At 66.1% G+C, this 25,521-nt stretch carries 27 protein-coding genes; 11 read left to right on the top strand and 16 right to left on the bottom strand.

Features of this window, described 5'->3' with window-relative positions:
- Positions 1–131: 131 nt before the first annotated feature.
- The 3 genes from cckA (at position 132) to QW863_RS18890 (ending at position 4,654) form a co-directional block, all read left to right on the top strand.
- Complete coding sequence (gene cckA, locus QW863_RS18900) at positions 132–2,699, top strand: cell cycle histidine kinase CckA (protein ID WP_315768201.1); 2,568 nt, start codon at positions 132–134, stop codon at positions 2,697–2,699.
- Positions 2,700–2,866: 167 nt separating this feature from the next.
- Entirely contained in the window at positions 2,867–3,841 is a 975-nt protein-coding gene (locus QW863_RS18895; RefSeq protein WP_315768303.1) for a Tim44 domain-containing protein, read from the top strand.
- Positions 3,842–3,949: 108 nt separating this feature from the next.
- Complete coding sequence (locus QW863_RS18890) at positions 3,950–4,654, top strand: glutathione S-transferase (RefSeq protein ID WP_315768199.1); 705 nt, start codon at positions 3,950–3,952, stop codon at positions 4,652–4,654.
- A gap of 277 nt (positions 4,655–4,931) precedes the next feature.
- On the opposite strand, the gene QW863_RS18885 is transcribed toward QW863_RS18890, so the two are convergent.
- The 4 genes from QW863_RS18885 to QW863_RS18870 form a co-directional block, all read right to left on the bottom strand.
- On the bottom strand, positions 4,932–5,156 hold the full coding sequence (locus QW863_RS18885; protein WP_315716033.1) for a hypothetical protein: 225 nt from the start codon (positions 5,154–5,156) through the stop codon (positions 4,932–4,934).
- Positions 5,157–5,319: 163 nt separating this feature from the next.
- On the bottom strand, positions 5,320–5,799 hold the full coding sequence (locus QW863_RS18880; protein WP_315768197.1) for a hypothetical protein: 480 nt from the start codon (positions 5,797–5,799) through the stop codon (positions 5,320–5,322).
- Positions 5,800–5,942: 143 nt separating this feature from the next.
- Positions 5,943–6,260, bottom strand: a complete 318-nt coding sequence (locus QW863_RS18875) for a hypothetical protein (protein ID WP_315768195.1) — start codon at positions 6,258–6,260, stop codon at positions 5,943–5,945.
- Between the two features lie 103 nt (positions 6,261–6,363).
- Positions 6,364–7,044 (bottom strand): alpha/beta hydrolase, encoded by a 681-nt coding sequence (locus QW863_RS18870; protein WP_315768193.1) that lies wholly within the window; start codon positions 7,042–7,044, stop codon positions 6,364–6,366.
- Positions 7,045–7,160: 116 nt separating this feature from the next.
- Here QW863_RS18870 and QW863_RS18865 point away from each other — a divergent pair, with 116 nt between their 5' ends.
- Positions 7,161–8,816 carry a fumarate hydratase gene (locus QW863_RS18865; RefSeq protein WP_315768191.1) on the top strand — a complete coding sequence of 552 codons (1,656 nt, stop codon included), beginning with the start codon at positions 7,161–7,163 and terminating at the stop codon, positions 8,814–8,816.
- Positions 8,817–9,235: 419 nt separating this feature from the next.
- The gene (locus QW863_RS18860) at positions 9,236–9,916 is read left to right on the top strand and encodes a DUF429 domain-containing protein (RefSeq protein ID WP_315768189.1); all 681 of its coding nucleotides are present in this window, start codon (positions 9,236–9,238) and stop codon (positions 9,914–9,916) included.
- Between the two features lie 130 nt (positions 9,917–10,046).
- On the opposite strand, the gene QW863_RS18855 is transcribed toward QW863_RS18860, so the two are convergent.
- The 5 genes from QW863_RS18855 to QW863_RS18835 form a co-directional block, all read right to left on the bottom strand.
- Positions 10,047–10,565 (bottom strand): hypothetical protein, encoded by a 519-nt coding sequence (locus tag QW863_RS18855; protein WP_315753124.1) that lies wholly within the window; start codon positions 10,563–10,565, stop codon positions 10,047–10,049.
- Between the two features lie 1,177 nt (positions 10,566–11,742).
- The gene (locus QW863_RS18850; protein ID WP_315753123.1) at positions 11,743–12,039 is read right to left on the bottom strand and encodes a hypothetical protein; all 297 of its coding nucleotides are present in this window, start codon (positions 12,037–12,039) and stop codon (positions 11,743–11,745) included.
- A 120-nt stretch (positions 12,040–12,159) separates the two neighbouring features.
- Entirely contained in the window at positions 12,160–12,711 is a 552-nt protein-coding gene (locus QW863_RS18845) for a septation protein IspZ (RefSeq protein WP_315753122.1), read from the bottom strand.
- Between the two features lie 25 nt (positions 12,712–12,736).
- A complete protein-coding gene (locus QW863_RS18840; RefSeq protein ID WP_315753121.1) occupies positions 12,737–13,321 on the bottom strand; it encodes a hypothetical protein in 585 nt (194 codons plus the stop codon).
- 117 nt (positions 13,322–13,438) lie between these two features.
- Entirely contained in the window at positions 13,439–14,866 is a 1,428-nt protein-coding gene (locus QW863_RS18835; protein WP_315753120.1) for a carotenoid oxygenase family protein, read from the bottom strand.
- 136 nt (positions 14,867–15,002) lie between these two features.
- Between QW863_RS18835 and QW863_RS18830 the strand changes: the two genes are divergently transcribed.
- Positions 15,003–15,719: a TetR/AcrR family transcriptional regulator gene (locus QW863_RS18830; protein ID WP_315716048.1), complete on the top strand. Its 717-nt coding sequence runs from the start codon at positions 15,003–15,005 to the stop codon at positions 15,717–15,719.
- 45 nt (positions 15,720–15,764) lie between these two features.
- On the top strand, positions 15,765–16,070 hold the full coding sequence (locus QW863_RS18825) for a hypothetical protein (RefSeq protein ID WP_315768187.1): 306 nt from the start codon (positions 15,765–15,767) through the stop codon (positions 16,068–16,070).
- Here the strand turns inward: QW863_RS18825 and QW863_RS18820 are convergent.
- Positions 16,067–16,690: a hypothetical protein gene (locus QW863_RS18820; RefSeq protein ID WP_315768185.1), complete on the bottom strand. Its 624-nt coding sequence runs from the start codon at positions 16,688–16,690 to the stop codon at positions 16,067–16,069. The genes QW863_RS18825 and QW863_RS18820 overlap by 4 nt on opposite strands.
- A 145-nt stretch (positions 16,691–16,835) precedes the next feature.
- On the opposite strand from QW863_RS18820, the gene QW863_RS18815 reads away from it, so the two are divergent.
- Positions 16,836–17,501: an SET domain-containing protein gene (locus QW863_RS18815; protein WP_315768183.1), complete on the top strand. Its 666-nt coding sequence runs from the start codon at positions 16,836–16,838 to the stop codon at positions 17,499–17,501.
- A 26-nt stretch (positions 17,502–17,527) separates the two neighbouring features.
- Here QW863_RS18815 and QW863_RS18810 read toward each other — a convergent pair whose 3' ends face one another.
- The 3 genes from QW863_RS18810 to QW863_RS18800 form a co-directional block, all read right to left on the bottom strand.
- Positions 17,528–18,145 carry a class I SAM-dependent methyltransferase gene (locus QW863_RS18810; protein WP_315768180.1) on the bottom strand — a complete coding sequence of 206 codons (618 nt, stop codon included), beginning with the start codon at positions 18,143–18,145 and terminating at the stop codon, positions 17,528–17,530.
- Positions 18,146–18,265: 120 nt separating this feature from the next.
- On the bottom strand, positions 18,266–18,664 hold the full coding sequence (locus QW863_RS18805) for a hypothetical protein (protein ID WP_315768178.1): 399 nt from the start codon (positions 18,662–18,664) through the stop codon (positions 18,266–18,268).
- Between the two features lie 28 nt (positions 18,665–18,692).
- Positions 18,693–18,917 carry a hypothetical protein gene (locus QW863_RS18800; RefSeq protein WP_315768177.1) on the bottom strand — a complete coding sequence of 75 codons (225 nt, stop codon included), beginning with the start codon at positions 18,915–18,917 and terminating at the stop codon, positions 18,693–18,695.
- 100 nt (positions 18,918–19,017) lie between these two features.
- On the opposite strand from QW863_RS18800, the gene QW863_RS18795 reads away from it, so the two are divergent.
- Complete coding sequence (locus tag QW863_RS18795) at positions 19,018–19,836, top strand: helix-turn-helix transcriptional regulator (protein WP_315716054.1); 819 nt, start codon at positions 19,018–19,020, stop codon at positions 19,834–19,836.
- Positions 19,837–19,902: 66 nt separating this feature from the next.
- Positions 19,903–20,568 (top strand): DsbA family oxidoreductase, encoded by a 666-nt coding sequence (locus QW863_RS18790; RefSeq protein ID WP_315716055.1) that lies wholly within the window; start codon positions 19,903–19,905, stop codon positions 20,566–20,568.
- Here QW863_RS18790 and QW863_RS18785 read toward each other — a convergent pair.
- The 3 genes from QW863_RS18785 to QW863_RS18775 all read right to left on the bottom strand — a co-directional run bounded on the left by QW863_RS18785 (position 20,546) and on the right by QW863_RS18775 (position 23,595).
- Positions 20,546–21,781 carry a GNAT family N-acetyltransferase gene (locus tag QW863_RS18785; protein WP_315768175.1) on the bottom strand — a complete coding sequence of 412 codons (1,236 nt, stop codon included), beginning with the start codon at positions 21,779–21,781 and terminating at the stop codon, positions 20,546–20,548. The two genes, QW863_RS18790 and QW863_RS18785, sit on opposite strands and share 23 nt — an antisense overlap.
- 137 nt (positions 21,782–21,918) lie before the next feature.
- Positions 21,919–22,965, bottom strand: a complete 1,047-nt coding sequence (locus tag QW863_RS18780; protein WP_315716057.1) for an HD-GYP domain-containing protein — start codon at positions 22,963–22,965, stop codon at positions 21,919–21,921.
- A gap of 207 nt (positions 22,966–23,172) precedes the next feature.
- Positions 23,173–23,595, bottom strand: a complete 423-nt coding sequence (locus QW863_RS18775) for a hypothetical protein (RefSeq protein ID WP_315768173.1) — start codon at positions 23,593–23,595, stop codon at positions 23,173–23,175.
- Between the two features lie 222 nt (positions 23,596–23,817).
- Between QW863_RS18775 and QW863_RS18770 the strand changes: the two genes are divergently transcribed.
- On the top strand, positions 23,818–25,329 hold the full coding sequence (locus QW863_RS18770; RefSeq protein ID WP_315768171.1) for a caspase family protein: 1,512 nt from the start codon (positions 23,818–23,820) through the stop codon (positions 25,327–25,329).
- Positions 25,330–25,521: the final 192 nt, after the last annotated feature.

Here is a 25,521-nt window from a genome sequence, read left to right as displayed (position 1 = left end):
CCGCAAAATACGGATAAATCATGGAATATCGGCTTGACGGGCTTGCGCTTGACCCGTCGATTCAGGCAGGTGGAAGGGGGAGCCGCGCGAACGGGCTGGGGCTCCCAGCCGACAGGTCGCGTCCCCGAGCCATGAGCGCCGATTCCGACAACGATGGGTTACAGGATCAGGTGGGCCTGCCGGAGCGGCCGCGCCGCAGCGGCAGCATTCTGCTGATCCTGCTGGTGGCGTTCGGTCTCGTCGCGGTCGCGATCGCGTTGATGACGATCGGCCGCGCCCAGGCGCAGCCCTATATTCTCGGCCTGCTGTCGCTGCTCGCCACCGTCGGCCTGTTCAATCTGTTCGCGTTCGCCGCCGGCATCGTCCGCTTCGCCGACAAGGCGACCGACGATCCGGTGTTGGGCGCGATCGCCGATCACGCCTTCGATGGCCTCGCAGTGACCGATCCGCGCGGCCATGTCGTCTACGCCAACGCCGCCTATCTCAACATGACGGGAGCGGCGACCGCGCAGGAGGCGCGTCCCGTCGAGCGTGTCTTCATCGGCAATCCCGATGTCTCCGAAGCGGTGTTCCGCCTGCTCAAGGCGGCGCGCGAGGGCAAGCGGCAGCAGGAGGAGGTGCGCATCACCGCGGCCGAAGGCGCGCAGGGGCGCTGGCTGCGGATGCGCGTGCGCCCGCTCGGCCAGACCAAGCGCCACGCCCGCTACGCGGTGTGGTCGATCGCCGACATCACGCGGGATCGCGAGCGCCAGGAGGACGTGTTCCAGGAGCTGCAGCATGCGATCGAATATCTCGACCATGCGCCGTGCGGCTTCTTCTCGGTCAATCCGGAAGGCAGCCTCGTCTACGTCAATGCCACGCTCGCCAACTGGCTCGACTACGATCTCGCCGAGATCGGCTCGGGCGGCCTGAAGCTCGCCGACGTCGTCTCCGGCGACGGCGCGTCGCTGCTGACCTCGATCGTGGCGGTGCCCGGCGAGGTCCGCACCGAGGTGTTCGACATCGACCTGAAGATGCGCGGCGGCAAGACCATGCCGGCGCGGCTCTACCACAAGCTCGCCTTCGGCGCCGACGGCAAGCCGGGCGCCTCGCGCACCCTGGTCATCAGCCGCGCCCGCGACGAGCGCTCCGATCCGGAGCGCGCCGCCGAGGTGCGCTTCATGCGCTTCTTCGACCATACGCCGATGGCAATCGCCACCGTCGACCGCGGCGGCGCCGTGGTCAGGGCCAATGCGCGCTACGCCAAGCTGGCGCAGAGCGTCAGCGGCGACGTGGCCGCGGCGAAATCGATCTTCCGCACCGTCAGCCAGCGCGACCGGCACCTCCTGATCGCCGCGATCAACCAGGCCTCGGAAGGGCAGGCGGACATTCCGCCGGTCGAGGTGATGCTGGAGGGCGCGAAGGAGCGCTTCGGCCAGTTCTTCGTCACCGCCGTCGACGAGGACGAGCGCGAGACCGAGGCCGCGATCGTCTATCTGCTCGAGACCACCGAGCGCCGCGCGCTGGAGAACCAGATCAACCAGTCGCAGAAGATGGAGATGGTCGGCCAGCTCGCCGGCGGCATCGCCCACGACTTCAACAACGTGCTCTCGGCCATCATGATGGCCAACGACTTCCTGCTGAACGCGCACAAGCCGACCGACCCGTCGTTCCAGGACATCATGCAGATCAAGCAGAACGCGACCCGCGCCGCGACGCTGGTGCGGCAGCTGCTCGCGTTCTCGCGCCGCCAGACCCTGCGGCCCCAGGTGCTCGATCTCGGCGACGCACTGTCCGACCTGACGATGCTGTTGCGTCGGCTGATCGGCGAGAAGGTCAAGCTCGACCTGGTTCACGGCCGCGACCTGTGGCCGGTCAAGGTCGACGTCTCGCAGTTCGAGCAGGTGGTCGTGAATCTCGCGGTCAACGCCCGCGATGCGATGCCCGATGGCGGCAAGCTGTCGGTGCGCACCGCCAACGTCTCGGCCGACGAGGTCGCGCAGGCCGCCTACAAGGGCATGCCGGTGGCCGACTACGTCCGCATCGAGATCAGTGACACCGGAACCGGCATTCCGGCCGAGATCCGCGAGAAGATCTTCGAGCCGTTCTTCTCGACCAAGGAGGTCGGCAAGGGCACCGGTCTGGGACTGTCGACCGTCTACGGCATCATCAAGCAGACCGGCGGCTTCATCTACGTCGACAGCGAGGTCGGCAAGGGGACTTCGTTCCAGATCTTCCTGCCGCGGCACATCGTCGTGCCGGAGGTCCAGGCCGAGCCGCACGCGGCCAACGGCGCCGTCAAGGAGCCGGCCGTCGCGGAAGCGTCGAAGCCGCGCGCCGACCTGACCGGGCAGGGCACCATCCTGCTGGTCGAGGACGAGGAGGGCCTGCGGGCGCTGAACGCGCGCGGCCTGCGCTCGCGCGGCTACAGCGTCATCGAGGCGTCGAACGGCGTCGAGGCGATGGAGGCGCTGGACGAGTGCGACGGCGTGCTCGATCTCGTGGTGTCCGACGTCGTGATGCCGGAGATGGACGGGCCGACGCTGCTGAAGGTGATGCGCGAGAAGAATCCGGACATCAAGATCATCTTCGTCTCGGGCTATGCCGAGGATGCGTTCGAGAAGAGCCTGCCCGAGAACCAGCAGTTCGCGTTCCTGCCCAAGCCCTTCACGCTCAGCCAGCTCGTGGCGGCGGTCAAGGAAACCATGGCGCCGCAATAGGTTACCGGAGTTCCTTGGCAAATTGCTGGCAAGCCGGCCGTGCGCGTTTCATCCCGCGACCCCGCGCCGCAGCTGCGCGGCCTCGTGCCGCCTTCCCTTTTCGCGGGTTGTGCCCATCTTACAGGCATCCCCATTCCGGGGAGTTATGGGAAACACAGATGAGCTTCATGCAGCGCAAAAGCGGCCTCCTCAAGGCGATGGCCGTGGCCCTTTCACTGGCGCTGCCGACGGTGCTCGCCGTCTCGGCGGCCGACGCCCGGATCGGCGGCGGCTCCAGCTCGGGCTCCCGCGGCACGCGCACCTTCTCCGCGCCGCCTCCGACCACGACCGCGCCGGGATCGGCGTCGCAGTTCAACCGCACCATCACCCAGCCGGGCCAGCCCGGCGGCTTCAACACGGTTGCGCCCGCCCGTGGCGGGCTGTTCGGCGGCCGCGCGGGTGGCCTTCTGGGCGGCCTCGCTGCCGGCTTCCTCGGCGCCGGCCTGTTCGGCATGCTGTTCGGCGGCGGGCTGTTCTCGGGGCTCGGCGGCTTCGCGTCGATCATCGGCCTGATCCTCCAGGTCCTGCTGGTGGTGTTCCTGGTGCGCATGGGGATGGCCTGGTGGCAGCGCCGCAACCAGCCGGCCTATGCCGCCGGCCCGGCGCCATCGCCCACCGACGGCCAGCCGAGCTCGCGCTCGGGCCTGAGCGGCCTTGGTGGTTTCGGTGGCTTCGGCGGTGGTGGCAGCAACACGCCGCCGCTGCAGATCCTGCCGGCCGACTACGAGGCGTTCGAGCGGCTGCTCGGCGAGATCCAGTCCGCCTGGTCGAACGAGGATGTCGGCCGCCTGCGGCTACTGTCGACGCCCGAGATGGCCTCGTATTTCGAGCGCGATCTCGAGCAGAACCAGGCCCGCGGTGTGGTCAACAAGGTCAGCGCCGTGAAGCTGCTGCAGGGCGACCTCGCCGAAGCCTGGCGCGAGAATGGCGCCGACTACGCCACGGTCGCGATGCGCTTCACCTTGGCCGACAAGACCATCGAGCGCGCCTCGGGCCGCGTTGTCGACGGCTCCGACCAGCCGCAGGAGGTCACGGAGATATGGACCTTCCTGCGCCACGCCGGCGCCGATTGGCAGCTGTCGGGAATCCAGCAGGTCGGCTGACGCCATAGGTCGAACGATCATCGGGCGCCGCGGAGCAATCCGCGGCGCTTTTGTTTTGCGCGTGGTTATAGTGGCGTGCCGCGATGAACAGGCAACGAGGATGGGCCCATGCGTTACGAGCTGTATTACTGGCCGATGATCCAGGGCAGGGGCGAATATGTGCGGCTCGCGCTGGAGGAGGCGGGCGCCGCCTATCGCGATGTCGCGCGCGAGGACGGCATCGGTGCGATGACGGCGATGATGGACGCCGAAAGCGATACGCCGCCGTTCGCGCCGCCATTCCTGAAAGCGGGCCGCCGCATCATCGGCCAGACCGCCAACATCCTGCTGTTCCTCGGCCCCCGCCATGGCCTCGCCCCGAAGGCCGAGGCGGGGCAATCCTGGCTGCATCAGCTGCAACTGACGATCTCCGACTTCGTCGTCGAGATCCACGACACCCACCATCCGCTCGGGCCGACGCTGTACTACGAGGACCAGCGCGCGCCGGCCAGGAAGCGCGCCGCCGAGTTCTGGAACGAGCGGGTACCGAAATTCCTCGGCTATTTCGAACGGCTCCTGGCGAACAGCGGCGGCACCTATGTCACGGGGCGCCGGCTCACTTACGTCGACCTGTCGCTGTTCCAGATCGTCGCCGGACTGCGCTACGCGTTTCCCCACCGCATGACGGCATTCGAGCGCAACATTCCCGGCCTCGTCGCGCTGCACGACCGCGTCGCCGCCAGGCCGAACATCTCGGCCTATCTGGCCAGCGACCGCCGCATCCCCTTCAATGAAGACGGCATCTTCCGCCACTACAAGGCACTGGATGCGTGAGGGCTGAGGGCGTGCAGTCGTGCTGGAGTGAGCGTGCTCATCTGAGAGCCTCGCCGGCGCCTCGTCGGCGCTGCGCTCCCTCTCCCCGTTCTTCACGGGGGGAGGGGCGGCCGCACGGGAAGTGGGTGTCGAGAGACCTGTAACGCCTCGCCCGAACGAGCCGCGCGTGAGCTGAAACCACGTGGATCGCCGCGCCGCCACGGCCCAGCTCACACGTATAGCGGCAGGCGCCTGAGGCGCCGCCGCTATACGAAGTTGGCCTGAGGGTGTGGGATCGTCAGGCGAGAATGTCGACGCGGGTGCCCTGGCCGGGCGGCAGCGGCGGACGCGAGGCCTGCTTCTCCGCGGCCGCCTCGTCGCCGGTCTTGGCGGGATTCACGGCCTGGCTCTGCTGCGTCTGGTTGCGCGCCTGCGTGTCTTGGGTCTGCGGCTTGGTCGTCTCGGTCGAGATCGGCGGCGGTGAGGGCGGCGGCGATGACGACGAAACGCTCGAAACGGACATGGTCCAGCTCCTCGCTTGGTGTTGCGACAAGCGTGGCCATCGCTCACGAAAACTTCGTCAAGCAGATCGTTCGAATTGTCTGCAACTGTCGGTGGCGCGGCGAATAGTGAACGGGTCGCTGCCGCCGGCGCAGAAACCGCAAGGCTGTCGCGTCACCCCCGGCCTATTGGTCCTTGCTGCGGCTGATCGTGATCGAGGACTCGGTCTTGGTTCGGGCGCAGCGCATGTCGAGCCGGCGGTAGCGGCTGGCGACGTCGTCGCCGCGGAAGATTCCGAGCCGGCGGTAACAGCGTGTGACGCCGCGCTGCATGTCGTCCTTCGGCAACGTGAAAACGATCGCCGCTGCGCTCGCCATCAGCTCGATGAAGGCCGGCGTCGGCTTGCGCTCGGATTTTCCGAACAATTGATTGCTGACATTCTTCGATGAGCAGCCGAGCGTGATCTCGCGCGCCTTGGGATGAGCGAGATAGACCGTGCCCGCCGCGGTCTGTCCGATCTTGATGCCGTCGATGCCGTTCTTCAGTTCCTTGGCAACGTCGTCGCAACGATCCGCCCGGGCCGCGTGCGGCAGCAGCGTGCTGCTCGACGCAACGAGAAAAACAAAACCGGCCAAGCGGCCAAATGAGCAAAGCGATGACTGCATTCCAAATACCCCCGCGCCATTGAAGCCTGCGCGCGGAGGTCATGCAAGCGCGATGCGCCGCGGCCGCACAAGATCGTCGGCCGACGTGACCGCGTGTTGACGGGCCGCGGTCATATGCCGGCGGCAGCGGCGCGATCGCTTCGTCAGAACCAGCAGCGGCCCGGATGCGACAGCGATACGCCCGCGGCGCGACGCTCGCAGTCGTTGCTGTAGGTCTGGAAGTTGCAGCCGCACACCGGCATGTAGATCCGCGGGCAGAGCGTCGGCTTTCGGCGGCAGACACCCATCATGTCGAACCGGCCGCACTGGCCGGCCGGGAACTCGCAATAAAGACCGGCATTGCAGGGGATGCCGGCAAATCCGCCGCACGCACGGCCGGGACCGACTGCGCCGGCGCTGCCGGGGAGCATGGTGATCAGGGCAAGAGCAAATGTGATGGCAACGAAGAGACCTCGTGTCATGACGCCTCCAGGAGGAAAATGAATATGTCAACAATCTAAGGTTACATAATTCGGCGACCGATCGCAATCGATCTCGCCGTACGACATTGCGCTGGTCGCGGCGTCATGTTGCGGCGACCTCGCGGGCCGTCTCGATCAGCAGGTCGAACGTCTCGTCGGGTGCGTGCTGCACGACATCGTGCCCGCACGCAAATGCGTGCACGCGCCACGCGGGATCGCTGCGCAGCCGCTCATATTGCGCGGTGAATGGCGTCGCGCTCCATCCGCTGGCGTAGACGAAGGTGCGCTGCAGAGCCGCCGGCGCCGGACCGTGGAGGTTCAGGGCCTGGATGAAGGTCCCGAGCGGATGCGGCCGGCGGCGCGGATCGGAGCCTTCGCGCGGCAGCGCCGTCAGCCCGTCATGCCCGGCGCGTTCGATCACGAACCGGCGATACGCGTCACCGGCGAGATCCCACCATGACTGACCGTTCTCGGGTGCGAAGGCATCGAGATAGACCAGTGCGGCGAGCCTTTCCGGCACGCGGTCGGCGACGCCGGTCGCGACCATGCCGCCATAGCTGTGCGCGCACAGGATGACCTCGGACAGGTCCTCTATCGCCAGGAGCTCGACGACGTCGGTGATATGGGTGTCGAGATTGATGGCATGGGCGCGGGCGGGCGTCTCCTCCAATCCGCTCAGGGTGGGGGCATAGGCCGCATGGCCGGCTTGCCGGAGCCTGGCGCAGAGCGAGTCGTACATCCAGCCACCGTGCCAACCTCCTGGAATCAGAACGAAAGTCGCCATGGTCCTCCTCCTCGACGGATGCACCGAGACATGTCTTGCAAGGCTTCAGACGGGTAGCGTATCAGACCTGTCAAGACCGCTTTGGGCGGCCATTTCTAGAACCCCACGAGCTCGCCATGAACGCGCCCACCGCCTTTCCCGACCAGTCCAAGCCCGTCCCGCCCTACAAGCACACGCCGCTGTTTCCGCTCGGGCCGGACACCACGCCCTACAGGAAGATCACCACCGACGGCGTGCGGGTCGAGAAGGTCTTGGGCCGCGACATGCTGGTGGTGTCGCGGGAGGCGCTGCGGACCTTGTCGGAAGCCGCGTTCGGCGAGATCAACCACTTTCTGCGTCCCGGCCATCTGAAGCAGCTGCGCAGCATCCTGGAGGATCCGGAGGCCAGCCCGAACGACAAGTTCGTCGCGCTCGACTTCCTGAAGAACGCCAACATCTCCGCCGGCGGCGTGCTGCCGATGTGCCAGGATACCGGCACCGCGATCATCATGGGCAAGAAGGGCTGCAACGTCATCACCGATGGCGACGACGAGGCGGCGCTGTCGCAAGGCGCGCGCGACGCCTACTTGCGCCGGAACCTGCGCTACTCACAGGTCGCACCGCTGTCGATGTACGAGGAGAAGAACACCGCCAACAACATGCCGGCGCAGACCGAGATCTATGCCGAGGGCGAGGACGCCTACAAGTTCATGTTCATGGCCAAGGGCGGCGGCTCGGCCAACAAGAGTTTTCTGTTCCAGGCGACGCCCTCGGTGCTCACCAAGGACCGGCTGCTGGCGTTCCTGAAGGAGAAGATCCTGACGCTGGGCACCGCGGCGTGCCCGCCTTATCACCTCGCCATCGTGATCGGCGGCACCTCGGCCGAGCTGTGCATGAAGACGGTGAAGCTGGCGTCTGCGCGTTATCTCGACGCGCTGCCGACCCAGGGCTCCCCGGATGGCAATGCCTTCCGCGATCTCGAGATGGAGCAGGAAATCCACAAGATGACGCAGTCGCTCGGCGTCGGCGCGCAGTTCGGCGGCAAGTACTTTTGCCATGACGTCCGCGTCATCCGCATGCCGCGCCACGGCGCGTCGTTGCCGATCGGTCTCGGCGTGTCGTGCTCGGCCGACCGCCAGGTGCTCGGCAAGATCACCAGGGACGGCGTCTATCTCGAGGAGCTCGAGCATCATCCGGCGCAGTATCTGCCGGAGGTCGAGCAGGCGCTTGGCGGAGAGGTCGTGAAAATCGACTTGAACCAGCCGATGAAGGACATCCTTGCCACTCTGTCGAAGAACCCGATCAAGACCCGGCTGTCGCTGACCGGCACCATGATCGTCGCGCGCGATGCCGCGCATGCCAAGCTGCGCGAGCGTCTCGACCGCGGCGAGCCGCTGCCGGACTACTTCAAGAACCATCCGGTCTACTACGCCGGCCCCGCCAAGACCCCGGACGGCTACGCCTCCGGCGCGTTCGGCCCGACCACCGCGGGCCGCATGGATTCCTTCGTCGACCAGTTTCAGGCGGCCGGCGGCTCGATGGTGATGGTCGCCAAGGGCAACCGCGCGCCGGCGGTGCGCGAGGCCTGCAAGAAGCACGGCGGCTTCTATCTCGGCTCGATCGGCGGCGCCGCGGCCAACCTCGCCGAGCACTGCATCAAGAAGGTCGAGGTCGTCGAATATCCCGAGCTCGGCATGGAGGCCATCTGGCGCATCGAAGTGGTGGACTTCCCGGCCTTCATCATCATCGACGACAAGGGCAACGACTTCTTCAAGGAGCTGAACCTCGGCTGAGGTGAGCCGGGCGTGATGTTTGTTGCGGCGGCCGGGAGCGATCCCGCCCGTTGGTGTATGGGGGAGGCCCATCTCGCCTGAGCGCGTAGCGTGGCAACCGAATTCGCACGCCGACGGTGCGCTCCCCTCCCCCTTGCGGGGAGGGGTTGGGGGTGGGGGTCCACGAGTCGCGCTCTATCTGATGGGCGAGGAAACGCAGCGCGATGCGACCTCGCTCTCTCGATAGTTTGGTGGTTGATGTGTGTGCGCGCCCATAGCGTTCAGCGCCCGGAGACCCCCACCCCCGACCCCTCCCCGCAAGGGGGAGGGGAGCTCACTGCTGTTGTGGGGCCAGCTCGGCTCCGACTACCGTGGGACTCAGCGTGCGTTCGTGGCAAGAGGAGCACGATGCTGAACGAAGCAACTGGTAGTCTGATGTAATGCACGCCAACCGCATCATCGGTCTCGACGGCTCCTCCCGCGGCTGGGTCGCGGTGTCGATTGCAGGCGACCGGCGCGACATCGCCTTTCCCGCCGACGTTTCGACGGCACTATCGGCTCCTTTTACCCGCGCCGCGATCGACATCCCCATCGGCATGACCGACGGCGGCAACAGAACCTGCGACAAGCTCGCGCGAGACAAACTCGCGCCGCATCGCTCGCGCGTGTTCACCGGCGCGCGGCGCTGGCTGTGGGAGAACTACAAGGACCCAGATGAGGCCAATATCGAGGCGTCGCGGCGCGGGCAGACGCGCGCCTCGCGCCAGCTCTGGCATCTCGGCCGAAAGATCATGGAGGTCGACGCCTTCGTGCGCGCGCATCTCGATCGCGACATTCGCGAGGTGCATCCCGAGCTAGTGTTCCTTCGCCTCCACGGCGCGCCGTTGCCGTCGAAGAAGACGGATCATGGCGCCAGGCTGCGGCGCGACTTGTTAGTTTCTGCAGGCTTCGCCGCCATCGACGACTGGATGACTCGCGCCCGCATCGGCACCGGTGCCAAGCCCGACGACGTCCTCGACGCCTGCGCGGTCGCGCTGGCCGCTCGCGACTGCGCGGGCTGCGTACCGGAAGAAGCTGCGCCGCGCGACGCGCATGGCGTGCCGATGCAGATCTGGTTTTGAGGCGCGGCCCGGCCAAGTTTGTCCCACATCTGCTTCAGCGTGGAGGGCTGGCGTACATGGGGTAAGCGATCAACGGACGGGTTTCCGCTTATCCCTGCATAGGGCTAGGCCGTCGAGTTTCGAGATGCTGCTAGCGGAAATCGCGTGCGTTGAGCGGGTGCTTGTGGTTGGGCACCGGGCCGAATTCGCTGCGTGGTGCAAGAGGGAGCGTCTTTGTTGAGCACTGAACCATGTTCGTGCTGAGATTCAGGTCGCAGTCGTCATAATCCAACGTCACCCGCCGCTTGCAGCTGTTCTTCAGGCTGTACCAGTTGACCCCAGGAGCTTTCGGCCACGCCTTCTCTACCACGCACTGGCTTGGATCTGATTGTAGGGCCGAACTGACTGTCCGCGCCGGTCGAACTACGCTTGATGGTGGCTCGGCAACGGGCTTGGTAATGGGAGTTGCTGCCGGATTCGGCTGCGTTCTGTCCACGCCGAGAATGTCAGCGGTCACATTCTTCGCTGCAGAGCCAAGATCCCGGGAACGAGCGTTTGCCGGTACCGCTCCGATGCGGACAGCGGTAGCGGCCCCGCCATTCGTGGACATGGACTTTCCGTCCGGCTCGAGCGTGTAGTTCCATGTCCCCGCGCTGTTCGTATAGGTCAATACGTTTCCCGAGCAGGTCCACGTACCCTGGACACAAGCCGGGTGTTCGCTGCACAATGCTCTGCCGTCAGGGAGTAGCGTACCTCTGTTGCCACTGCCTGAGTGTCGCCAGTCACCGATAAACTTGGCTGCGCAACTCGATTGCGGAGCGGCCTCTGCCGCGGCGGTACCGGAAAGTAGTACCGAAAGAAGTAAGAGATATCTCATTGTAGTTCCAATGAAGCAGGTTGGACTATGATTACCCAATTCCTAGCTCGAATGTGAGTTAGGTGATCCAATCAGATTCCGATCGCGACCGCAACGATGACCGCTTGAGCCATTGCGGCAGCCGTAGCGATGGATATAGGAAGTCCCCGCCTCACGGTTGATGGCTTCGATGCCTGCCAGGGGTCGAAATACAAACAAGTGCGCACCGTTCCGCTGGTCGGACCTCAATGAGGGGGCGCGGCTTCCCTGACGGGCCATAGGCCAATGTTCGATCCGATTTCCAGGGGGAAGGTTCTAAAAAAAATAAATCGCTTGTGATTTTTCCGAAATCGTGATTTTATCTCGCCATCCCGCCTCACTGCGGAGGGGCGTTGCGCGCGATCGTCACGACACGCGAGGCGGGGAGGCGATGGCCGCGATGGAGCCGCAGCGTGTCTTCGGATACGCGGACGAACGGCTTGGCGCGGACGCGAAGTCGCAGCGTCCTGACACCCCGAAGCTGGTGTCACGTTCGTGCGGTGCTGAGCGCATCGCGCGGATCATGGTGGCCAACAAGCCGGCGCACCAGGGAGACTGCGTATAAGCGTGAAGCCATCGCGCAGGGAAGGCCGGGCGTTTCCGGCTGCACCTGTGGTACCTGCCGCCTGCATTTCTTTCGCAGGCGGGCCGCAGGCGTCAGCCGACGCCTGGCCTTCCCTGCGCCCTCTGCATTTGGCGAGGGACATGCCGATGCATCACTCGGGCCTTATCAGCCGCGAGGCTGCGTCCGCTTGTCCGGGCTGTTTGAGATGTGAAGCGGAACGAGCCGGACAAACGCTGCCGCAGGGTGGGCAAAGCGTCCGCCCGTGGGGCGGGTGCATGCCCACTGTCGATTGGCGCACTGCGGAGCTAATGGTGGGCACGGCGCGCGTGGGGCCGCCACGAAGCGGCAGCGGCGTGGCGTGCCTTTACCCACCCTTCAGAACGGTGATCAGCCCCGCGCGCCGGTGAACGGGAAGCTGCCCATGAAGCCGATGCCCATCTCGCCGGAGATGGTGTCGCCGGCGACCTTGCCCTTGAAATCCAGCGTCAGCGGCATCGGGCTGGTGATCGAGACCTTCCAGGCGACGTCGTCGCCGTTGACGGTGCCGTCGAAGATCTCGGCGGAATCGCCTTCCGCGGCCTGGGTCCCCGTCAGCGTCGCGCCCGAGCTCTTCAGGCTCAGGGTCGCGCTGCGCTCGCCCATGGGCGTGTTCAAGGTCAGATTCCAGTTGCCGTCCACAGCCATCGATCGTTCTCCTGGCATTGCGATTTTGCGGACCTCGAGGCAACGACCTCGAGGATGCGTTCGGCCGCCCCTATAGCGCATCTTTGCGCGTAAGCCCATTGCGGCGATCGGATGCAGCGATCAGGCCCGCGCCGCCCTGAGGCGGTTGGCGACCACGAAGCGGAAGGCCATGAACTGCAGCGCGAAGGCCGCGACCTTGGCGCCGCCCGCGACCACGGTGATGTAGAGCACCCACAGCTTGATGTCGCCGGTCATGGCGACCGCGATCGTGCCGAGACCGAGCGCGAACATCAGCGCCGCCCAGGCATAGCCGGCGATGGTGACGTATTCCGGAATGGTCTCCGACACGATCGGCGGCACGTAGCGCAGCATCCAGCCGCGCTTGAGCATGATCAGCCCGATGGCGAAATGGCCGATCGCGGGCTTGGCGAACATGAAGCGGGGGTCATTGGTCAGCAGCGTCACGCCGCCGAGCACGATGACGAGGCCGACGCTGGCATAGGCCATGAAGCTGAGGTTCACGCCCCTGATGCGCGCCCAGACCACCTGCACCACGGCGACGGCGACCGCGGCGGCGGTGGCCAGCACGACATCATCGGTTGCGATGTACAGGATGAAGAACACCGCGGCCGACAGGAAGTCGGCAATCAGCTTGGCAAACACGATTTTCACGCACGTCTCCTGCAGCAGACCCCGGTCACGAATCTTGGCCGGACATTGCGGCGGCAGTCTGCGCTGCCACGTCCTTTGTTCGGCGGTAGTCAGGATACCAGCGCGTGAAATAAAGTGCACTATTGCGGGCGGCAAAGGCGATGGCGAGGCCGGTCCAATAGGGCAGGCCCGGCACGTAGAGCGTCATCAGGTTGCCGACGATCATCAGCAGCGCCGATACGGTCCAGGCGCCGGTGATGACGTAATTGGCGCGCAGGAAGCCCGGAATCGCCGCGGTTTCCGGCGGTACGGCCTCGAGCGCATATTGCAGCGTGAACGGCGCGCGCAGCAGCATCGAGCCGAGCGACAGCGCGAAAATGCCGCAGTCGACCGCAAGACGCACCGCGGATGCGCTGAGGGTCGGATCGATGAGGCCGAGGTAGGCGGCTATGCTTGCGAACACGATCGCCGAGCCCAGGCCGAGAATCTTGATCGAGCGTCCCTTGACGACGTCGACCGCGACAACGATCAGGCACATCGCCGTGGCCACGGCCAGGCTGAGCGTGGCCGAGACCACCATCATCAGCGCCGCGTAGACGCCGTAGGGCGCAAGGATGAGGAAGATCGTCATAGAGCTCGCCCGGCCAATCTTTACACTGCCAAGATTAGTAGGATCCCGGCGGAACCGGGTCAAGCAAATCTTGACAATGTCAAAATTTTGTGAAGCAACATATTTAGCTAAGCTTTATCAATGACTTGCTTCGTTTGCGCCGACCCAATTGCCGTGGAAGCCATCGGGCACGCGGTGGCCGAGATGAACCAGGGCCACCGGACCGCCGCCGATGTCGGTGGCGTTGAACACGGCGAGGTCGCTGGTGTTGGAGCCGGCACGCCAGACCACGGTCAGCAGCCAGCCGTCGCCCTCGGCGGCATCGCGGCTGCGCGGCACGAATACCGGCTCGGACAGGGTGTCGCCGGCGGGCAGCAGATGCGTCGCGTGGCGCGTGCCGGCGCCGTCGACATGGACGAGGCCGGACAGCGCCCCGAACAGCGGGCCGTCCGGATTGGCGCAGGCGTACCAGCCATGGCCGCTCTTGAGCCCGGCGCGGCGGTCGTCGATGCGGGGGAATTCACCGGTGAGGTCGTCGAGATAGCTCTGGGTGAAACGGTCGGTGTTGCCGGCGAGATCGAAGCTCCAGCGGCACAGCCGCGCGACCGACTTGGCCGGATCGGTCGGACGTCCGTCGGGATGCGGAAACAGCGGCGCTTCCTCGAACTGCATGACGTCGGCAATGATCCGGCTGCCGTCCTCCCAGGCATTCATGATGTGGAAGACGTAGCAGGCGTCACCGCGAAACCAGACGATGTCCTTGATGTCGCCGCTGCGCTTCATCACACCGACATAGGCGCCCTTGTCGGGCTCCCAGGCATAAGGCGGCTTGCCGGACATTGCGCGCTCGATGCTGCCGGTGAGCGGCAGGATTGGAAACAGCACGTGATTGGCCGTGACGATGAAGTCGTGCACCATGCTGGCATAGGGCGCCTCGAAACGATTGAGACGCGTCAGCTTGCCGGCCGCATCGACCGTGCCGTAGGACAGCGCTGGCGTCAGCGGACCGGCGGCGTTGTAGCCGAAGAACAGCAATTCGCCGGTGACCGGATCGGTCTTCGGATGCGCGGTGAAGGCGCCGCGCAGGCGGCCGCCGAAATCGTGATAGCCGCGGGTGGCGAGCGTGCCGGGCTCGATCTCGGTCGGCAGATGCGCCTCTTCGAGCGCGAGCAGGCGGCCGGCATGGGCGATGATGTTGGTGTTGGCAACGCCGCCATCGGTGACCTCGGCTGGCGCGTCCGGCAGCCTGCGGCCGAAGCCGCCGAACAGCGCGCGCCCCGCGCGGCGCTCGGCCTCGAATTTCGGGGTGCGGATCCAGCGGTTGCGATAGGACGCGCGGCCGTTCTCCAGATGGAACGCGTGCAGCATGCCGTCGCCGACGAACCAGTGCGAACCCGGCGAGTCGAATTGCGGATTGGGGCCGTTGCGATAGAGCGTGCCGTTCAGCTCACGTGGCAGTTCGCCGGTGACTTTCAGGAACGGCGCGTCGCATTCGAACGGGATCGGCGCGATGTTGTCGCGCGGTGTGGGGCGCTGGCGGGCTGTGTCGTGCAACGGTCCGTTCATCGACTGTCCATTCATGGCGCTTCCTTCCCCTTGGATCCGGCTTTATCTTTACGATGTAAAGATAAGGCTACCGGCCGAGCGCCTGCAGGTCAAGGCTAATCTTTACGCTGTCAAAATTGCTTGTATAAGGAGAGGCATGACGAAGATCGAACAGGCAAGACTGAGCAGGCACCGGACGGCTACGGCGGTGGCCCGGACGCGGTCGCGCCGCGCGGTGAGCGCGGGCGAGCCGGCGGCGCCCTATCATCACGGCGCGCTGCGCGATGCGCTACTCGAAGCGGCCGAGCGCGTGCTGGAGCGCGACGGGCTGGCCGGACTCACCTTGCGCGCGGTGGCGCGCGAGGCCGGCGTGTCGCATGCGGCGCCGACGCATCATTTCGGCGATCTCACCGGGCTGGTCAGCGAGCTCGCGGCGATCGGCTTCACGCGGTTCAATGCGGCGATGAAAGCGGCCGGCGAGCAGCCCGGCACGCCGATCGAGCGGGCGATGGCGCGGGCCCGCGCCTATGTCGCCTACGCGCAGGCCAATCCCGGCATGTACGGACTGATGTTCCGCACCGAGCGTCTGGATTATTCGCGCCCTTCGCTGCACGAGGCCGCGGAAGCCTCGTTTGCCGGACTCGCGGGATCGGTCGCCGCGCGCAGCGAAGGCCCGGTCGGTGACGAGGAATTGTCGCTCGATCAGTCGGCGGCGATCGCCCGCGCCTGGTCGCTGGTGCATGGCTACACGATGCTGCTGCTCGACGGCCGCCTTGCCGACATTCTGCGCCGTTCGCCGCCGGGCACCACGGCCGAATCGCTGCTGGAGGCGATGCTCCGGGCCACCGTGCCGAAGCTGCCGCCGGGCGCGTAGTTCGACACACCGGAAACCGGGTGGGGGATCGTGCGTTGGCAACGCATGGCACGAACCCCACGCGCTCCCTGGAGCAAGGCCAATCCGCGCAAGCGCGCCGGCAAGGCCTCCGTCCGTCTCACCCCGGCCGAAAAGGCGGCGGCCAAGGCCCGCGCCCGTCGGGCCGGGCGGCGCTATCCCAACCTGGTCGACAATATGCGCGTCGCGGCCAGGAAGGCGGCAAAGACCAAGACCAGTGGCCGCAAGCGGGCGGCGAAATCGAAGACCGGGAAGGGCGCATCGAAGACGGCGAGCAGGCGCACATCCGCCGTGCGCAAGACCGCAAAGTCCGGACGGAAGTCGGCGCGCTAATTGGGCGGCAACGCCAGATCGACGGCCCGGCCGCGCGCGCCGACGATCTTCACCCTGTCCTTGCCGCAGGCAAAGCCTCGCGCCGTCTGGTCAGCCGCCTGCCGCGCTAGTTCGTTGGCATTGGAGTTGGCGGCAGCGTCGACATAGGCGACGTGGCAGACCGGTCCGGGCGGCAGCCGGGTCACCACCAGCATCGGCTTGTCCTTCGGCCCCTTGCTGCCTTGATCGTCGTTGTCGGCGATCTGCCAGCGCTGGATGATCGCGAACGGCCTGCCGTCAGCCAGCCTCCATTCGACAGCGTTGCCGGCGGAGTTGAACGGTCCGAACCAGGTCTGAGCAGCCGGCTCCTTGGCGGCCGCGCGGACATTGCGCCCCACAGACACGGTCTGGCGAAGATCGCCTTCGTTGACGAGCAGAATCAGGCCGTCCTTGCCAGGGCAGGTCTCAGTCGAGCTGTCATCCTCCTGCTTGCCGCCGATGGTCCGGCAGTCCTTGGCGGCGGCCGATGTATAGGCGCTGGCGATGGTCTCTGCAGCCGCCTGTCCGATCCACGCCGTGCAGAGCATCAATGCGACACTGATTCGTCGCGCCACGACGCGATGTGGGAGGAATTCGGACATGCGAGGGCCCCTGATGACCGGAATTCGTCCTGCGCAGGACGCTGCAAACTGGGGACGGCGTGAAACGGCGGCGGGAAACACCTGACATCGTCGCGAATTTATCCTAGAACGGCGGCCTCGCGAGGTCCATGTCTTCTCATCACTCATGCCTGTCATCCCGCAATCCAAACCCTATCGCATCGGCCGCTCCAAGACGGGGCTTGGTCTGTTCGCCACCCAGCCGATCAAGAAGGGTACCAAGATCATCCGCTATTTCGGTCCGCTCTTGGATTCGAAGAAGGCGGACGAGGACGCGATCGAGAACAAATATCTGTTCGAGCTCGACAAGCGCTGGACCATCGACGGCTCGATCCGAGAGAACGTCGCCCGCTACATCAATCATTCCTGCAAGCCGAACGCCGAGTCCGACGTCAAGCCGCGCAAGAAGAAGATCTTCATCCGGGCCATCAAGAACATCGAGCCCGGCGAGGAGATCAACTACGACTACGGCACGGACTACTTCAAAGCCTATCTGAAGCCGATCGGCTGCAAATGCGACGCCTGCGAGAAGAAGCGCGCCAAGAAGAAGGCCGAGGCGCGCGCCGAGCGGACGCGGGTGAAGGCGAAGGACGTGCGCAAGGCCGAGAAGAAGGCGAAGAAAAAGGCCGGGAAGCTCGTCAAGGACAAGGCCAAGCAGCGGCCCAAGGCCAGAGCCCAATCGGGCGAGGCGGCTCGCGGCAAAGCCAAGACCCGGCGGCCGGCTGCCGGCAATCGTGGCAGGACCAAATCCACCCCGGCGAAGACGCAGACCAGCCGCGCCAAGGCGGCCTGATCCGATCAGCTCGTTTCCGGGATCTCTCAGGACGGCTTGCCGAAGGCCAGCGTCGTCCAGGTGACGCCGGCCGCCCGGTTCTCCGCGCCGAGCGACTCGCCACGCCGGTTGAGCTGGAGCGTCAGCCCGAGCTGCCGCGCAGGCTCAACGATCGTCTCGGCCGCGACCTCGAACATCCGGCGGCCCGGCGGCACCGGACCATGCCGCAACGTCATGATCAGCAGTCCGCCGGGAGCAATCCGCGCCGCGATGTTGGGAAGCGCACGTCGCCGCTGTGCCTCGTCGAGATGCATCAGGACGGCGGTCAGCATGACGAGGTCGAACTGCTCGTCACGAGCGGCCAGTGCGGCGAGCTCCGGAAGGCTGTCGTCGACCCAGGTGATCGCAGGCGAGGCATGCAGTTGCATGGCGCCGACGCGCAGTGCTTCGGTCGGCTCGACGGCCACCACCTGATGTCCAAGACCCGCGAACCAGGCGGCGTCGCGGCCCGTGCCCGCGCCGATGTCGAGCACGCGCGCGGGCGCGTTGGGCAGCAGATGAAGCACGGCGGCATGGACCTGTTCCGACGGGATGCTCTCGTAGCGCACGAAGAGATCCTCGGCCTCGGTGGCGTAGCCCTCCGTTCCGATCACCTGAGGCTGCATCGCTACGATCTCCCGTCGATCTCCAATTATGCAGAAGAGGCGTTCGCCGCGCATGTCCAAATATCGGTTTGGCCGTGAGCGCCGGGCCGCTCGATCATGAAGCCCGGCGCTCACCACCGGTCAGGCCGTGACCGCGGCGGCGCTCCGGCGCAAGCCCATATACTGCAATTCGGCGAATAGGCCGGTGCCCACCGCCTGCACTGCGACGAAGATCTCGCCGAGCACGTTCGGTGCGACCAGGCCCGAAAACAGCAGCGCGACGCTGCCGACCGTCCACGCCGCATTGCCGGCGATGACCAGGACGATCAGCGGCCTCGGCGCCACCGGCCGCCAGCCCAGCCAGCCGACGAAGCTCGCGTAGACGACCAGGAACAGGCCGGTCTCGCGCAGCAGCGCGTCGGGCAGTTGCAGCAGCGCCGCCAGCGGCGAGGCGCCGAAGGTGAGCGCGAGCCCGGCAACGCCGCTGAAGGCGGCATCGGCGAGCAGAGCGCGGCGGAGCAGGGCGGACGAGGTGATCATGTCGGGTCTCCTTTCGGTTGGGGGCGGTTCAACGGAACCAGGCCAGGAGCTGACGGCGCAGGCGCGCCGGGCGCAGCGAGCGCGCTGCTCTCGTCTCGATCGCGTACACCTGTGCAAAGACGAGGCTGCACGTGACGTACAGCAGTGGCTCCGGCATGTTGAGCGAGCGCGCCAGCAGCGATGTCGCGAGACCCGCCAGCCATTGGCTGGCGGCGGTGAACGGAAGGGTCTCGAGATTGCGCTGCCTGCTCATCGTCATCTCCTGTGGTGAGGACGATGACCTGCGCCGGGAGGCATTTCGATTACCTGGCAGGTCATGGAGGTGCTGACGTCAGCGTGTTAGGTCTTGGCTCATGAATGCACAGCTTGCTTCGGCGCGCGCCGACCGCGCCAGACCCGTTCATGTCGGCGAGCACCTGCGGCAATGGCGGCAGCGGCGGCATCTGTCCCAGCTCGATCTCGCGCTCGATGCCGAGATCTCGGCGCGCCATCTGAGCTTCGTGGAAACCGGCCGCGCCGCGCCGTCGCGCGACATGGTCCTCAAACTGGCGGAGCGACTGGACGTGCCCCTGCGCGAACGCAACGTTCTGCTGGTGGCGGCTGGCTACGCGCCCGCCTTCCAGCAGCGCCCGCTGGATGATCCGGCGCTCAAGCAAGCGCGCGAGGCGATGAACCTCGTGCTCAAGGCCCACGAGCCCAACCCTGCGCTCGCGATCGACCGGCACTGGAACCTGGTCGCGGCGAACCGGATGATCGCGCCGCTGCTGTCCGGTGTCTCCGAGCGGCTGCTTGCGCCGCCCCTCAATGTGCTGCGCGTGGCGCTGCATCCGGAGGGGTTGGCGGCGCGGACGGTGAACCTTGCCGAATGGGCCGGCCATCTGCTGGAGAGACTGCACCGGCAATGCGAGGCAACCGCCGATGCCGGCTTGCTCAAGCTCTATGAGGAGCTGAAGTCCTATCCGATCCCCGCGCGATCGGCGCCGCTCGCGGCCGACAGCGTCGCGATCCCGTTGCGGCTTCGGGTCGGCGATGATGTGCTGAGCTTCTTCTCGACGACGATGGTGTTCGGCACGCCGGTCGATATCACGCTGTCGGAGCTGGCGTTGGAGACCTTCTTTCCGGCCGATGAGCTCACCGCGCTCAGACTGAAGGAGATGGTTACCTCGCCGTGACCCCGCTTGTGTTGGCCGTGCGTGGGTTTATCTTGGGCGCAGCCATGGGAACCTGGAGGCACGCGCATGAGCACCTTGAAGCCGCTGATCATCGATGTCGTCTCCGATGTCGTCTGTCCCTGGTGCTACATCGGCAAGAAGCGCATCGAGGAGGCGCTGAAGCTCGTGCCTGACGTGCCGGTCGAGGTGAACTTTCGGCCGTTCTTCCTCAATCCCTGGGTGCCGCGCGAGGGCATCAGCCGCGAGCAGTACCTCACGACCAAGTTCGGATCGGTCGAGGCCTACAAGGGCATCGCAGGCCGCGTGGTCGCGGCCGCGGAGCAGGAGGGGCTGAGCTATCATCCCGATCGTGTCGCCCGTCAGCCCAACACGATCGATTGTCATCGCCTGATCCGCTGGGCCGGCGAGATCGGCAAGGCGCCCGAGATGAAGCAGCGGCTGATGGAGTTGTATTTCCGCGACGGCGGCGATCTGACCGATGTCGAGGTGCTGGTACAGGCCGCAGCGGAGTGCGGGCTCGATGCCGAGGTGGTCCGCAAGATGCTGGCGACCGACGAGGATGTGGCGCTGGTCTCGGCCCAGGCGCAGGAGGCCGCAGAGAAGGGCATCTCCGGAGTGCCGACCTACGTCTTCGCGCAGAAATACGCCGTCTCCGGCGCGCAGGATCCGCAGATGCTGGCGCGCGCCATCCGGCAGGTGTCGGCGGAGGTCAACGCCGAGGCGGCTGAGTAGTCGGCCGGCGCTTTCGGATGGCGCGGACCGCGTGCACGGCGCGGCGTGCCATGGCGAGGCCTTCGCGTCGCGCAGTCAATGCGCCGTGAATAAGCTCGACGACCGGATCGCGCGTATAGAGCGGGATAATCACGTCGCCGATGGCGAGGCGCTCGCGCCAGATCGGGTTGATCATGGGATGGTCGGGACCGGCGGTGGAGTCGGCGGCGTTGATCTTCGGATCCGCGCAAAGGTGCCGCGTCAGGTCGAGCGTCAGCTGGACACCGGGCGAGTATTTCGCGAAGCGCTCGTCGACGCCGAGCTTGAAGAAAAAGGCGCGATCCTGATGCCGTAATACGACGCCTGCGGCGACGGTGGTGTCGCCCGCGATGAGGCTGATGATCTCGCAGGCCTCGTGCTGTGCCAGCGCCGGTGCAGCGCGTCGGATGAACGCCGCGTCGCCGTCGTGCTGGATCAGCGCAGTGCCGCGACGCCCCTTCCAACCGCTCGCCTCCAACACCAGAAAAGTCTCCAGCGCAGTGGAAACGTCGCCGGGAGAGCGCGCGACCTCGAAGCGGACGTCGCCATGCTCGGCCAGCCGATGACGCAGGCGGCGCAACTCCTTCAGCTTTTTGGCGCCGAGCGCATCATGCAGCACCGTGTCGGCGTCCCCGCTCGCATCGAGCAGGGCCCGGTCATAGGATTGCAGCACGCGCGGGCGCAGATCCACGCGACGAAGCGCCGCCTCGAACGCCTGCATCACGGAGCCTGCCAGCGACATGTCTCGCAGCAGCAGGGCGCGCGCGCCTGTTCGTCGCGCAGCGTCGAGCAGTTGCGCCGCAGCCCGCTCAGCGCTCCTTCCGTCGAGCAGCGGCGTGCACAGCGTGCCGTAGGGATGGCCGCTGGCGAGCGCGGGCAGGGGAAGCCTGCAGGCATGCCATAGGGAGGTCGTGGGCATCAGGCCGATGAGACGCGAGGGCTGATCGTCATCCCATGCGCAGAGCGCCGATGTTCCGGTGCGGCCGCGTGCCGTGGCGTTCACCGCGCGTTCCCAGCCGGGCAGGTAATAGCCGTTCGGCTCCCGCGCATGCTCCGCCAGATCCTGCCACGCCTGCGGTGAAACGGTATCGAGCGGCACCAGGTCAGCGGCGCGCACGCGTTCGAGCGGACCGGCCTGCTGGTTCCTTGCCGTCGATGAAGCAGTCGCAATCGCGCGATCGATGATCTCGGCCACGTCCCGATGGTCCCCTCGCGGCGCGGACAACCCACACCGCGGGCGACACTAGCGCAAAGCTGACAAGAGACACTTGCCGTTGGCAGACAATTCGAATCGATGCGTTAACGGCCGGTTCAGCACGTCGCCTGATGCGATCAGCGGATCAGCGCCACCTCGCGGAAGGCGCCGATCAGCGGCTTCTCGAGCTTGCCCTCCATCCCCCGGAGGATCTCGTAGGCCTTCTCGCGCGTCATCATCGGCTTGTAGCTGCGGTATTCGATCAGCGCCGAGAAGATGTCGGAGATGGTGAGGATGCGCGTCAGGTCCGGGATGCTGTCGGCCATCAGCCCATCGGGATAGCCGCTGCCGTCGAGAAATTCGTGATGGTTGCGCACCGCCTTCAGCACTTCGTCGGTGATCGCTGCGTTGTCCTTCAGTGCATCGTAACCGGCCACCGGATGGGTTTCCACCAGCGTACGTTCCTTGACGTCGAGCCGGCCCGGCTTGTCGAGAATGGTGAGCGGGATCTTGGCCTTGCCGATGTCGTGGAACATCGCGGCCATGTAGAGACGCTCCAGATCGGAACTGTGGACGCCGAGGCTCAAACCGAAATCCACGGTGATGCCGGTCACGAGCAGGCAGTGTTGATAGGTGCCTTCGTGATGGCGGCGAACGGTGGCAAGCCAATCGGACAGACCGTTTTCCGCTATACAGTCGGCGATCCGCTTGCCCGCCCGCCGGGTCTCCTCGACGTCGATCGCTGCACCGCCCAGCACGGCTGCAAACATCGAGGCGATGCAGGACGCGCCGGCAAATGCGGCCTGTCGGTCGTCGACCGCGATGCTCTTGGCCGCAGAACCCGGACGCACATCGAGCAGCTTTCCGAGCAACTGATTGCGGCTCGGCGTGCTCGACAATACACTTGTCGCACCGAGCGCATAGGCCTGGACCGTCGACAGACGGGATTTGTTGTTGGTCAGGAAGATCCGCCGCGGAATACGCGAGAGCCGCTCGGAGATCTCCTTCAATGCGGTGATGTTGTCGACGTGGCGCAGATCGGCGGCCACGACGATCGCGTCGATATCGCCGCCTTTGAAGTCGGCATCACCGATCAGTTCAGATGTGAGCGAGCAGCGTTCGGCCAGCATGCCGCGAAGCATAGCGAGCTTGGCCGTGTCATCGCCGACGAGGTGAACGTTCATGGAAAACCAGGTCCAGGGTCATTCCGCGTTTAGGCCCCGATGTTCCGCAGGAATTGTTAAATTTGAGCCATTCGTTCGCTGTGCGGTTGCGGATTTGCGTTAGCTAAGAACTAACAATCGGCGACCGGTGTGGTACCCCGTTCCTGCACGCCCACCGACGGGACGAGTTCCAGTCGGCGTGGCGGATCCAGCTCGCCTTCGGAGGAATTACTTCGTCGGCAGGATGGCTTTGTAATCTTCAGAAACACAGTCGTCGCCGGCCGCCGCGCGCCGCCGGTCGATGATCTCGTTGTGCCTGATCAAGAGCCGATAGGTCTGGCGCCGGAGCGCGGTCCCACTGGCGGATATGATCTGAGCCCGCACGCAGGCGGTCCATGTATCGCCGGCATCGGCATGTCGGGCGGATGTGGCCTCGACATCACGTGGCAGCGTCGTTGCGACGAAGATCATGTCGAGATTCTTGCGCACGAGAAGCGCGACATCTGGCGCGGCTTCGGGCTGCGGCGGCTCGGGCGCCTTGGCCCGCATGAAGGCCGGCAGGCGCGCATTGCTGTCGGCGGCGCAGCCGATCAGGAGCAGGGCCGAGAGCAGCCCCGAGAGCAGCCCCACGCGTGACGCAATCCGCCGCATGCCGCATCGTCCCCCATTGCGGCGCGCACGCTAGCGAGAGATCGCGGCATTGCTGCGGGAAACTCGTGCAGCAACGATGTCCGGTCGCGGCCGGCGGCAGTCATGCGCGCCCGAACGGCGCCGGCCGTCCGGCATCGTGCTCACCGGATTGTGCTCGTCGGGATGAACCGGGCCGCGAACCGGCTCGACCAACAGGCACGCCATGAGCAGATTGGAGATCCCATGTTTCGGCACGCTCTCAGGGCTGCATTGCTCGCCGGCGGCCTGTTTGCCGGCCTTGCTCCCGCATTGGCTGAAAGCAGCAGGCTGGCGCTGGTGATCGGGCAGTCGGCCTATCGTTCGGTGACGCCGCTGCCGAATCCCGCCAACGATGCCAAGGCAATGGCGAAGATGCTGGGTGAAGCGGGGTTCGACGTGACGACCGCCGCCGATCTATCGCAGCGGGACCTCAACAGGGAGGTCGGCGACTTCGCCGCCAAGATCGCGGCCAAGGGACCCGACACGGTGGCGCTGGTGTTCTATGCCGGCCACGGACTGCAGATCGACGGCGAGAACTATCTCGTACCCGTGGACGTCGATCCGCGACGTGAAGCCGACATTCCGCTGCAGGCCGTGCGTCTCAACGATCTCCTGAACACGCTCAATTCGGTGCCGAGCCGGATGCGAATCCTGCTGCTCGATGCCTGCCGCAACAATCCGTTTCCCGCCATCAGCCAGAACGCGGGCCGCGGTCTTGCGCTGGTCGACACAAAGACGGGAGCGCCGGGCACCTTCCTGTCCTACTCGACCTCGCCCGGCGCGGAAGCCGAGGATGGCACTGGCGCAAACAGCCCCTATACCACGGCACTACTGCAGGCGGCGCGGGAGCCGGGCCTTCCCATCGAGCAGGCGTTCAAGCGCGTGCGCGTTGCGGTGAACAAGGTCACCGAGGGCCGGCAGACGCCGTGGGATTCGTCGTCCTTGACGGAGGATTTTCGCTTCGTCGGGTCGGCGGATGGAGGCGCTGCCAATGCCGGCCCGCAGCCGGTCGTCGCCAAGCGCAGCGTCGACGAATGGAAGCGCAGCCTGGAGGGCAAGCCGATCGAGGCCGCCAACGAAATCATCGTCGGCGACGGCAGCGTCGAGGCGTATGAGGCCTTCGTGACGCTCTACACCGCGCCGCCCTATGGCCCGCAGGCGCGGGAATGGCTCGACCTCCACAACAGGATGGCAGCCTGGAACGAGGCGGTGCTGATCAATACGGTGGCGTCCTATCAGGGCTTTCTCGACCGCTATCCGAACAGCGACCTGACCCCGACCGCGCGCAAGCTGATCGAGCGCCTGCGCAACCGGCCCGTGGTGACGTCGGTGGTGGCGGCCGCCAATGCGGCGATCCCGGCCGCCGCTTCGGCAACCCTGCCGGTCGTGCCGGCCGTAGCGGCGGCAGGCCCGACCTGCCCATGCTCGCAGACGCCTCCGCCGGCCCGGAAGTCTGAGACGCCGAAGCGGGTCGAAGAGAAGCCGGCGAGGAAGCGCGACGAGGACCCTTCCAAGCGCGCCGGCCGCACGCCCCGACGCGACCCTGACGACGATGTCGTCGTCTACGCGCCACCGCCTCCGCCGCGCGCGTATTATGGACCGCCGGTGCGCGTGGTGCCGCCGGTCAGTATCGGGATCGGCATTGGCGGCGGCTATGGCGGTGGCTATGGGCGGGCACCTCAGAACTATCCGACACGGCGCGGCTATGGCTACTGAAGCTGGCTGACGTCTGCGCATCGATGTGGCCGCCCGCAAGGGCGGCCACTGATGTTTGGCGGGGGACGTCCGTTCGGATCATCCTCTCGGTTCTGCCATTCGTCATCGCTCCTCACCACTCGTCCCGCGGATGCCGCCGCCCGTCCCATCCTGCTCGATCCGCCCGCGAAGGCTGCTTTCATCGTCCCGGTG

Source organism: Bradyrhizobium sp. SZCCHNR1017, from assembly GCF_032381375.1.
In the GTDB taxonomy this organism is placed as follows: Bacteria; Pseudomonadota; Alphaproteobacteria; order Rhizobiales; family Xanthobacteraceae; genus Bradyrhizobium.
Note: the sequence above shows the minus strand (reverse complement) of the source record. Positions and strands in the feature narration are given on the sequence as shown.